The following is a 10,581-nucleotide window of genomic DNA, read 5'->3' on the forward strand; positions in this document are numbered from 1 at the left end:
CATCCCCGCATTTCCTAAGAAACTTCAGAGCGAGTTCGTCGGTCGCCAGCAGCGCCGCCGCCCTCGTTGGTGAGCGGGTTATAGTCCCCCACCAACGAAATAGTCAACACACCAAATTCACAAAAATACAAAAATTATACAAGTTACTGAAAATAAAGAATAATTTTGCACTCGACGGACAGTCGGCGATAAAAACAACCGTTTTAGTAGAAACCGACGGGCAAAAATCTTGTCCAGATGGTCAAAAACGCGCTGCATCCATATTGCGACGGGCAAGGCTCCACACGGCCCTCTCCCGGTATCCTGAAGCGGCTGTCCGAGGCATGCCCCGATCAGAGCTGCAGGCCGAGGAACTCGAACGGCTTCGACGGCTTGAAATCGCCGGTCGCGTCGCCCGAATAGGTATGAGTCTGTTCCGGCCCCAGATCGAGCTTCTTCACCCCGCCCACGCCGCCGGAGAAATCGACCTTCTTCAGATCGACCCAGAACGTATTCGGCGTCAGGGCAGATTCGAAGAAATAGAGCTTGCGCTTGTGGTCGACTACGGTGCGCCAGCGGGTGGACGAGATATTCGGTTCTTCAGGCGTGTTGATACCGTAGGGAACCGAGGTGTTCCTGATGACGCTGAATACGCTTGCCAGAGCGCGGTTCGGGTCCTCGTCCTTCGGGATCGCGTTGATGTAAAAGGATGCACGGGCGAAGCGATCGGCCGCCCGGTTGGTGCCCGGCAGCATGGTCGTGCCGCCGATCTGCTTCCAGTAGGCGTTCAACGCCAATTGCTCGTCATAGGTCGGCGAATTGGTCATCACCTGGTACTGGCGGCCATGGTGAATAACCTGCTTGCCATCGATATATTCGACAATGGCGCTGTCACCGGTCCGATCGGAGAGCGACAGATGCACCGTCGTCAGACGCTCCTCCCCCGGCACGTTGTCGGTGACGATGGTGAAGGGCTCCTCCTGCAACCCGGCAACCGCTTCCTCCACGGTTGCGAAACTATCGAGCACATATTGCGCCCACGCAGCGACCGTCAGGCCCGGCTTTTTGCCGTCGAAGGCCGGATATTTCGATTCGACGAGCCAGAGCAGGTTGGCGTTCAGCCCTGCCTCGTTCACGCCATCCGTGGTCGAGACGTCATAGCCGGTGGCAACGACGCTGCCGTATTTGGCCGTCCACCGGAACGAGTTCGGGCCGGCCTTGCCATCCCGCTCGATGCCGCGCGGCAAAATCCAGAGATTGGTGGCGACATCCACCTTCCAGTCCATCGAGCGCGCGGTGATGACGTTGCCGTTCGGCCCGAGATAGACCGCCCGTGTGCAGGCTTGCGCCGTCGTCTGCGAGAGTGCGAGAAGAGCCGAAAGAAGCCCGATCGAGACCAGGCGGGTGGATTTTCCAGTCATGTCGTTCGTCCTCCATGGATGGATGAGGGTCAGAAACGCATCGAGAAGCCGATGACCGGACCATGCTGGTTCACATCCCAGCGGAAACGGTTGCCGGTGAAATCGTCTCCCTCGTAGTCCTGATAGAGCATGCGGTAGCCGGCCCGGAGGATCGTCGGCTTTCCGAACATTTCGGTACGATAGCCGAAATAGGCCTGGGCGTTGACGCTGATCTTCGAGCCGACGTCGAAGCCGCCGACGTCGGCCTCGGCAAACAGGTTCCAGCGCTCGGTGAGGTCGGCGTTGAGACGAAGGCCGACGAAGGGATCGGTCCAGTCCGCCGACTTTTCCGTGCTCAGGCCGGCGACACTGGGCTCGGCCTTCAGGCGGGTCCATCGCACACCGGCTGTCGGCTCGAGCGAGAACCGGCGCGGTGCGCCAAAAACCGTTTCGCCGCCCAGTTCCTGTTCGTAAACACGGTAGAAGGCGCCGGCCGCCAGCGTCGTCGTGGTGATTCCAAGCTCGATCTCGTGCGATCGGACCTCCTCGTCCTGGGAGGTGCGCACGTGCTGGGCATCGAAATAGACGCCCCAAAGACCGTTGGTGATTTCGATATTGCCCATCAGGACGAAATCGAGATGTTGGAGGGTATCGGAGAACGGCACGTCGACATCGGTGGTCAGGCCGGCAAGCGCCGCGTTGCCCTTGAGCGAGGCTCCCCAGGCATAGGGGCTGACGATGACGGCCCAATCCCGGTCGTTTTCCGTGGTTTCGGGCGTCATGCGCTGCGGGTCGAAATCGGCGGCCAGAGCCGCAACAGATTGCATCGCAAGCATCAGGGCGAGGAGCCCGAGCCCCTGTTGCATCAGACGGATTCTCGCAGCCATTCCAGGTACCCCATCCGCGTTCGGCCCCACATTACCCTCTGCAAATCCGGTTTCAACCCCAAATTACAAAGGTGGCCTGCACCGCCGCAACCGCAAACAAGAACTACTCCGCCGCCACCGCAACAGGTGCGGGAACATAGTTCAGCACCGGTCCCAGCCACCGTTCCACGGCCTCCACATCCATGCCCTTGCGAGCGGCATAGTCCACCACCTGGTCGCGCTCCACCTTGGCGACGCCGAAATAGTAGGCATCGGGATGGCCGATATAAAGCCCTGAGACGGAGGACCCCGGCCACATCGCAAAGCTTTCGGTAAGCTGGACGCCGACAGCCTGTTCCGCATCCAGAAGACGGAACAGCGTCGTCTTTTCCGTGTGGTCCGGCTGGGCGGGATAGCCCGGCGCCGGACGAATGCCGGCATAGGGCTCGCCGATCAGCTCCTGCGGCGTAAACGCCTCTTCCGGCGCATAGCCCCACAGCTCCTTGCGCACATGCTCGTGCATGCGCTCGGCAAAGGCTTCGGCGAAGCGGTCGGCCAGCGCCTTGACAAGGATGGAGGAGAAATCGTCGTTGGCACGCTCGAAACGTTCGGCAATCGCTACTTCCTCGATGCCCGCCGTCACGACGAAGCCGCCGACATAATCACCGATCCCGCTCGAAGCCGGCGCGACGAAATCCGACAGGGCGACATTCGGCCGGCCGTCGCGCTTCGTTAGTTGCTGGCGCAGCGTGTAGAAGGTGGCGAGTTCGCCGCCCCGACCCTCATCGGTGAAAAGCCGGATGTCGTCGCCGACCGTGCCCGCCGGCCAGAAGCCGACCACGGCCTTCGGCGCGAACCATTTTTCCGCGATGATCTTTTCCAGCATCGCCTGCGCATCGGCAAACAGCTGGCGGGCCGCCTCGCCCTGCCGCTCGTCGTCGAGGATTTTCGGATAGACGCCCTTCAGCTCCCAGGTCTGGAAAAACGGCGTCCAGTCGATGTAACGGGCGAGGTCGGCCAGATCCCAGGTTTCGAAGACCCTCGTGCCGAGGAAAGACGGCGTCTTCGGCCTATAGGCCTGCCAGTCGATCGCTTGGGCATTGGCGCGGGCCTTTTCCAATGGCAGGCGCTGCTTTTCCAGTTCGTTGCGGGCATGGGCATCGGCGACCTTGCGGTATTCGGCACGGATCGTATCGACATAGCCGTCCTTCATCTCCGGCGACAGCAGGCTCGCGACGACCCCGACGGCGCGGCTGGCATCGGTCACATAGACCGTTTGGCCCCGGTCGTAGCGCGGATCGATCTTGACGGCGGTATGCACCCGGCTGGTGGTGGCGCCGCCTATCAAAAGCGGAATGTCGAAGCCGCCGCGCTCCATCTCGGTGGCAACGTGCACCATCTCGTCAAGCGACGGGGTGATGAGCCCGGAAAGCCCGATGATGTCGACCTTCTGCGCCCGCGCCGTCTCGAGAATCTTCGTGGCCGGCACCATGACGCCGAGATCGATGATCTCGTAGTTATTACAGGCCAGCACGACGCCGACGATGTTCTTGCCGATATCATGGACATCGCCCTTGACGGTCGCCATCAGGATCTTGCCGGCACTCTGGCGCTCCTCGCCGCCGCCATTGGCGCGCTTTTCCTCTTCCATATAGGGGAGCAGCACGGCCACCGCCTGTTTCATCACGCGGGCCGATTTCACCACCTGCGGCAGGAACATCCTGCCCGCGCCGAAGAGATCGCCGACGACGTTCATGCCGGCCATCAGCGGCCCTTCGATGACATGCAGCGGCCGCTCGGCCTTTTCCCGCGCTTCTTCGGTGTCGAGTTCGATGAACTCGGTGATGCCGTTGACGAGAGCATGCTCCAGCCGCTTTTCCACCGGCCATTCGCGCCAGGCGAGATCGCGCTCCTTGGCCTCCTTGCCGGCCGCGCCCTTGAAGCGCTCGGCCAGCGTCAGCAGGCGCTCGGTCGAATCCGGCCGGCGGTTCAGGACGACATCCTCGCAGGCCTCGCGCAGCTCCGGCTCGATCGTGTCATAAACGGCAAGCTGACCGGCATTGACGATGCCCATGTCCATGCCCGCCTGAATGGCGTGATAGAGAAACACCGCGTGCATCGCCTCGCGCACCGGTTCGTTGCCCCGGAAGGAAAAGGAAAGGTTCGAAACGCCCCCGGAAATATGCACATGCGGCAATGTTTCGATGATCGTGCGCGTCGCCTCGATGAAATCGACGCCGTAATTGTCGTGTTCCTCGATACCGGTGGCGACGGCAAAGATATTCGGATCGAAGACGATATCTTCCGGCGAAAAACCGGCCTTCTCCGTGAGCAGCTTGTAAGCGCGCGTACAAATCTCGATCTTGCGCGCCGCCGTATCCGCCTGTCCCATCTCGTCGAAGGCCATGACGACCACGGCCGCACCATAGGCCCGGCAGAGTTTTGCATGATGCAGAAAGGCCTCTTCGCCCTCCTTCATCGAGATCGAGTTGACCAGCGGCTTGCCCTGCACGCATTTCAGCCCGGCCTCGATCACCTCCCATTTTGACGAGTCGATCATCACGGGAACGCGGGCGATATCCGGCTCGGCAGCGATGAGGTTCAGGAACTCGATCATCGCCTGCTTGGAATCGATCAGGCCCTCATCCATGTTGATATCGATGATCTGGGCGCCGTTCGCCACCTGATCGCGCGCGACATCCAGCGCCGCGGCATAATCCCCGGCCGTAATCAGCTTCCTGAACTTGGCCGACCCCGTGACATTGGTGCGCTCGCCGACATTGACGAAGGGAATGTCCTTGGTGAGCGTAAACGGCTCAAGCCCCGAAAGCCGCATCAACGGCACGCTCTCGGGGATTTCCCGCGGCGCATACTGCGAAACCGCCGCCGCGATGGCGCGGATATGCGCCGGCGTCGAGCCGCAGCAGCCACCGACGATATTGACGAGCCCATCGCGGGCAAAACCCTCGATCTGCGCCGCCATTTCCTCCGGCGTCTCGTCATACTGGCCGAATTCGTTCGGCAGGCCGGCATTCGGATAGGCGCAGACGAAGGTGTCGGCCACGCCGGAAAGCTCGTCGAGATGGGCGCGCATCGCATTGGCCCCAAGCGCGCAGTTGAGGCCGATCGAGAAAGGCGCCGCATGCCGCAGCGAATACCAGAAGGCGGTCGGCGTCTGGCCGGAGAGCGTGCGGCCGGAAAGATCGGTGATCGTGCCGGAGATCATCACCGGCAGGCGAACGCCCTTCTCAACAAAAACCTCCTCCGTCGCGAAGACGGCGGCCTTGGCATTCAGGGTGTCGAAAATGGTCTCGATCAGGATGATATCGGCGCCGCCGTCGATCAGCCCGCGCAACTGCTCGGCATAAGCGATCCTCAGATCGTCGAAGCTGACAGCGCGATAACCGGGATTGTTGACGTCAGGTGAAATCGACGCCGTGCGGTTGGTCGGCCCGAGCGCACCGGCCACGAAACGCCGCCGGCCATCGGTCTTTTCCGCCCTGAGCGCCGCCCGCCGCGCCAGCCGCGCACCGTCGCGGTTCAGGTCATAGACCATCGCCTCCATGCCGTAGTCGGCCTGGGCGATCGAGGTCGAGGAGAAGGTATTGGTTTCCAGGATATCGGCGCCGGCGATGGCATATTGGTAATGGATTTCCTCGATCGCCCCCGGCTGGGTCAGCGTCAGCAGATCGTTGTTGCCCTGTAGATGGCATTCGCAAGCCTGAAACCGCTCGCCGCGGAAATGGTCTTCACCCAGCCCGAGCTTCTGGATTTCCGTACCCATCGCTCCATCCATGATCAGGATGCGCTCGCGAGCCGCTGTCTTCAGCGCTTCGAGGACTTCGGACCCATCCGATTTCGGCGAGATATCGCCGAAGAGAGCGTTGATGGCGGACATGGGAAACCTTCCGTTCTGAATGCGACGCGATCCAGATCACATAAAGATATGTTTATGTCAATATATGCCATTTCGTCTGCCGATACAAACGCAAACGGCCCGCTTCTAGCGGGCCGTCGGGAAAAACGAGAAATGGAGGCAGTGGGCAATAGGAACGCGCCAATCTTTCCTACTGCCTGCTGCCGATTGCCTCCAGACAATCCTCCAACTCATAAATAGCGCAGAGGATGTGATAAAAACTGCTCGCCGGCGCCGGCTCATCGACGAAGGTGCCATCCTCCCTCTGTTTGTCCCGCCACAGCCCCGCCACGGGCACATCGAGAAAGCGCTTCAGCGCATGGGCGGCACGAGCGGCCGAGCGCAGATAGCGCGCCTGCTCTTCGCCCTCCGTCAGCGTGGCGAAGCGGATCGCCGCCTTCAGCCATTCCGTCTGCGGCCACAGCCGCGCCACCGGATCGACGACGGAAAAATCGTCGAGCAGCGTCATGACCGCGACATCGCGGGCTTCGGAAATGCCGTATTGCTCGCCGACATTGAACAGACGCCGCGCCTTGACGATCGCCTCGGCATCGCCGCGCCGCTCGCTCCAGCGCAGAAGCAGCCACGCCCATTCGAACTGATGGCCGGGCTCGACGATGCGGCCCTTTTCCCCGGTGAAAGGCTGCCAGTCATGATCGAAGAATTCGCGCAGCGCGCCGGTTTCCCGGTCGATGAAGCTATCCATCGCCAGTACGGCGATTTCGTCGGCCAGATTGGTCCAGGCGACTTGGTCGAACCCTTCGGCCACCTCGCTCGCAAGGCAGGCCTCGAACAGATGCATGTGCGGATTGGAACCGAGCGGCAGCCGCGGCGGATGATCCTCCTCGAAACCGGCGACCGGATGCTTGTAGCTTGCCTCCAGCCTTTGCCGCAGCCCGTTGCTGCGTGTGATCATCTCGTCGCGGCGCTCGGGAAACACTTGCGCCATATAGGCGAAGGACAGAAGCGCGAAAGCCTGATTGTAGAGATCGAAGCTCCCGTCGATGAGCGTGCCGTCGGCATCGGCAAGCGCGCCGTAAAAACCGTCCGGCTGAAGATAGACCCGGTCGAAATAGGCAAGCCCTGCCTCAGCCACCGTCTTCCAGTCGCCGCCCCATCCGCGCCGCCCCGCCTCGGCAAAACAATAAACCTGCCGCGGCTGGACGCGGGAGCGGCGATTGGCCCGCGTCGCCTGCCCGGCCATGTCGATGGTCTCGACAAAGCCGCCGCCCGCCGCATCGAAACCGCGCTCGCGCCAAAGCGGCAGGGCCTTGTTTTCCAGCCAGTCCTTGAGTTCCGTCGAAAGGGCTAAGATATCCATCGGTTCAGCCTTGGCACTCGAAGAAATGAAAAGGCATGCCGAGACCCGGCATGCCGGAAAAAAGCCCGCCTCAGGCAAGCTGCAGGCTTGCGACATCCTTGCCGAGCAATGTCGCCAGCGCCTCGACGACCATGATATGGTCCTCCCGCTGCGGCAAGCCCGAAACCGTCACGGCGCCGATGCAGCCTGTGCCCTTGACGCTGATCGGAAAACTGCCGCCATGGGCGGCATAATCGGTGTCGGCCAGACCGAATTTCGCCTGCAGCGTCGTCTCTTGCTTGGCGAGCGAAAGCCCGACGGCATAGCTGCTCTTGAAAAAGCGGAAGACGCAGGCGCGCTTGCGGCGCACCCAATTCGGATTGTCCGGCGTCGCCCCGTCGAGGGCCGCATAAAAGAGCGGCATCGAAAACAGAGTGATATCGATGACTACCCCCAGCTTGCGCTCCTGCGCCGTCTTCCGCAGCAGAGACCCCAGCTGCCAGGCCGTCTCCGGTTCGAACCGGTCGAACTGCAGCTCTTTTTCCTGAAGCGCGATCCGCGCCAGATCGTCATCAATCGCCATTGATCTCTCCCACCGCCGGGCGTTCGCCCGCTTATTCCTTCCAAAGCCAGGCGGCACCACGCACGCCCGAACTGTCGCCATGCACCGCCTTGCGGATCGGCGTCTCGAAACTGTCGCCGAAGATATAGTTGACGATCAAAGGCGGCAGCTCGTCATAGATCTCATCGACATTCGACATGCCGCCGCCGAGCACGAAGACATCGGGATCGACGACATTCGTCAGCAGAGCAAGGCTGCGTGCCAGTCGGTCGACAAACCGGCTATAGACCGCGACCGCCGCCGGATCGCCCGCCCGCTTGTCGGCGATGATATCGCGCCCGCGCCGGTCCGTGCCGGTGGTCAGGCGATAATCAAGCTCCAGCCCCGTGCCGCAGGCATACATGTCGAGGCAGCCATGCTTGCCGCACCAGCATTTATGGCCGGGATACTCGTCCTTGGTCATCCAGGGCAGCGGATAATGGCCGATTTCAGCGGCCACGCCCTGGAAACCGGCATGCACATGCTTGCCGATCGCAAGCCCGCCGCCATGTCCCGTGCCGACGATCACGCCGAAAACGATATTCTCATCCTTGCCCGCGCCGTCGACCGCCTCGGAAACGGCCAGACAATTGGCATCATTGGCGAGCCGCACCGGCCGGCCGAGCGCCACCTCCAGATCGCGCCCCAGCGGGCGTCCGTTCAACAGCACCGCATTGGAATTGCGCACGATCCCCGTGCGCGGATTTGGGCTGCCGGGAATGCCGATGCCGACCGAGCCCTTCGCACCGGCCATCGTCTCGGCCGTCGAAACCAGCTCCAGCACTGCATCGATGCAGTCCTCGTAACCGCTGGTGGGCGTGGCGATTCGGTGGCGGGCGCGTGTCTCGCCATCGCGATCGAGCGCGATGACCTCCATCTTCGTGCCGCCCCAGTCTATGCCGATAAACATGTCACCCATTCCTGCAGCGTCCCCCCCTGGCCCGAAGCCGCGGCGCACTGCCTTGCCGGTGGCGTGCGGTCCATTGATTAGCATCGGAAATCGGTAGAATGCCAGCCCCCGCCCCAGCCATTCTTTCGAAGCAGGAGAAGCCGCGGGCGCGTCTTTCGCGCCGACAAAAAAGCTTGGCTTCCCGCGAGAGCTTTTGTAAGGGTTTCTCCGGCTGGTCCCATAGCTCAGTCGGATAGAGCGCTTTTATTGGCGTACCGGTCGTACCGCTCGGCGATTCTCTAAGAAAAATAATAAATTAGATATAGGTACTCGTACCGATCATAATCTACGCCAACACACTGTTTCGACAGAATGGGCCGCGCCTTCGTACTAGTGCAATCGGGGGAGCAACCGAATGGCCCAGCGCCCAAAATTTGCGACAAATCCGAAATAGGAGCCGGGCTTTGCAGTCCGACAGCTGACGGATTTTTGCCGGTTTTAAGATTCTGCAGCAGCAGCACAAACACTCTGGTTGTTTGCGTAACCGCGTGACCGAACCCTGAGAGCGCTTGGTCAAAGCGGTCCGAGATAAAGACATCGTCTTACTTGCTCATAATGAGCGAGCGAATCCCCAGACCATGATCTCGATCTTCCGGGATTATAATTACGCCTTTCATTCGCAAAGCATCGCGCAGCTTTAGCGCCGACTGCTCCGGTGTCCGTTTGAGACCGCCTCGTTCAATGCGAGCTATCGCGTCACGGCCAACGGCTGACAATTCGGCCATTTCGTCGAGGGAGAGGCCCAACATTGCTCGCGCATGCCGAAGCCCTTCAATCCAGGTGCGACCAGTCGGCTCCCGCCAGAGTACGCCTTCACCTTGCTCCTCAGTTGCATCGATCAATTCGAGACCCTGCGCTTTCAGAACAGCATAGACCTGCGACAAAGCGAGATTGTCTGGAAGTTTTCTGTTGGAAGATTCAAGGCCTTGCAGGACAGCTGGCGTGATCCGGGCCTCGTTTGCCAGCCACGCCTGGGTTTTCCCAAGCATCGACCGCGCCGTCCGCAACTGCCCATGTGTTGGATATCCCGCCATAAAACGGAAAAATGACGGATAGAAAAAAATGTCAACATTTCTGATTTTGTCGCGTTTTACAGAATTTTGTAGCGTTTATCATAGATTTGTTGCGCGAATCAAAATTCAGCTCTAAGGATTTCTCACCGAATCACATGGGGCAAAAATTTATGGAAGAAACTTGGCTCGGATGTCCGCTGTCAAAAGCCGATAATTCACCTTCGACCATCTGTGGTCGATTTTCAGCTCTTCATAATCGAGACGCGCCGTTGAGCCAGGAATGCTCACAAACTCACGGGTGGCCATGTTGACGGGTGCACGATCATCTACCGTCCCCGGATCGCAAACGGCCCCAAACTGTTTCACCTGCAGCAGTTCGCCTTTGATCACGAACAACGTTGTCGCAGCGTAACCACGCTGTCTTTCAATCTAGCGCTTGATGGTGTTGCCAATGACCTGGAGTGTTGATTTCCACTGAGAGCTGACCCGGCGTTTCCACCGAGAATTGACCCGCTTTTAGGTATCGTTCGTGTGGGTCGTGGTGGTCAAGTTCCTAC

General features: G+C 60.6%; 8 protein-coding genes. All 8 read right to left on the reverse strand.

Annotation, left to right across the window (positions count from 1 at the left end; all coding sequences use genetic code 11):
• Positions 1 to 332 precede the first annotated feature (332 nt).
• The 8 genes from ASC86_RS16100 to ASC86_RS16135 all read right to left on the reverse strand — a co-directional run bounded on the left by ASC86_RS16100 (position 333) and on the right by ASC86_RS16135 (position 10,420).
• The gene (locus ASC86_RS16100; protein WP_056323272.1) at positions 333 to 1,400 is read right to left on the reverse strand and encodes a linear amide C-N hydrolase; all 1,068 of its coding nucleotides are present in this window, start codon (positions 1,398 to 1,400) and stop codon (positions 333 to 335) included.
• A 29-nt stretch (positions 1,401 to 1,429) separates the two neighbouring features.
• The gene (locus ASC86_RS16105; protein ID WP_244477630.1) at positions 1,430 to 2,266 is read right to left on the reverse strand and encodes a hypothetical protein; all 837 of its coding nucleotides are present in this window, start codon (positions 2,264 to 2,266) and stop codon (positions 1,430 to 1,432) included.
• Between the two features lie 103 nt (positions 2,267 to 2,369).
• Positions 2,370 to 6,143 carry a methionine synthase gene (gene metH, locus ASC86_RS16110; RefSeq protein WP_056323277.1) on the reverse strand — a complete coding sequence of 1,258 codons (3,774 nt, stop codon included), beginning with the start codon at positions 6,141 to 6,143 and terminating at the stop codon, positions 2,370 to 2,372.
• Between the two features lie 169 nt (positions 6,144 to 6,312).
• Entirely contained in the window at positions 6,313 to 7,482 is a 1,170-nt protein-coding gene (locus ASC86_RS16115) for an AGE family epimerase/isomerase (RefSeq protein ID WP_056323279.1), read from the reverse strand.
• Between the two features lie 70 nt (positions 7,483 to 7,552).
• Positions 7,553 to 8,044: a heme-degrading domain-containing protein gene (locus ASC86_RS16120; RefSeq protein ID WP_056323282.1), complete on the reverse strand. Its 492-nt coding sequence runs from the start codon at positions 8,042 to 8,044 to the stop codon at positions 7,553 to 7,555.
• Between the two features lie 31 nt (positions 8,045 to 8,075).
• Positions 8,076 to 8,972: an ROK family protein gene (locus ASC86_RS16125; RefSeq protein WP_056323285.1), complete on the reverse strand. Its 897-nt coding sequence runs from the start codon at positions 8,970 to 8,972 to the stop codon at positions 8,076 to 8,078.
• 581 nt (positions 8,973 to 9,553) lie between these two features.
• Positions 9,554 to 10,000 carry a helix-turn-helix transcriptional regulator gene (locus ASC86_RS16130; RefSeq protein WP_056323288.1) on the reverse strand — a complete coding sequence of 149 codons (447 nt, stop codon included), beginning with the start codon at positions 9,998 to 10,000 and terminating at the stop codon, positions 9,554 to 9,556.
• 192 nt (positions 10,001 to 10,192) lie between these two features.
• Complete coding sequence (locus tag ASC86_RS16135) at positions 10,193 to 10,420, reverse strand: hypothetical protein (RefSeq protein ID WP_056323291.1); 228 nt, start codon at positions 10,418 to 10,420, stop codon at positions 10,193 to 10,195.
• Positions 10,421 to 10,581: the final 161 nt, after the last annotated feature.

The sequence above is a fragment of the Rhizobium sp. Root1212 genome (assembly GCF_001424985.1).
GTDB lineage: Bacteria > Pseudomonadota > Alphaproteobacteria > Rhizobiales > Rhizobiaceae > Pararhizobium.

Excerpts from the sequence above, each read along its gene's own strand:
- ASC86_RS16105 (WP_244477630.1), bottom strand. The coding sequence starts at position 2,266 with ATGGCTGCGAGAATCCGTCTGATGCAACAGGGGCTCGGGCTCCTCGCC.
- ASC86_RS16130 (WP_056323288.1), bottom strand. The coding sequence starts at position 10,000 with ATGCTTGGGAAAACCCAGGCGTGGCTGGCAAACGAGGCCCGGATCACG.
- metH (WP_056323277.1), bottom strand. The coding sequence starts at position 6,143 with ATGTCCGCCATCAACGCTCTCTTCGGCGATATCTCGCCGAAATCGGAT.
- ASC86_RS16120 (WP_056323282.1), bottom strand. The coding sequence starts at position 8,044 with ATGGCGATTGATGACGATCTGGCGCGGATCGCGCTTCAGGAAAAAGAG.
- ASC86_RS16125 (WP_056323285.1), bottom strand. The coding sequence starts at position 8,972 with ATGTTTATCGGCATAGACTGGGGCGGCACGAAGATGGAGGTCATCGCG.
- ASC86_RS16115 (WP_056323279.1), bottom strand. The coding sequence starts at position 7,482 with ATGGATATCTTAGCCCTTTCGACGGAACTCAAGGACTGGCTGGAAAAC.
- ASC86_RS16100 (WP_056323272.1), bottom strand. The coding sequence starts at position 1,400 with ATGACTGGAAAATCCACCCGCCTGGTCTCGATCGGGCTTCTTTCGGCT.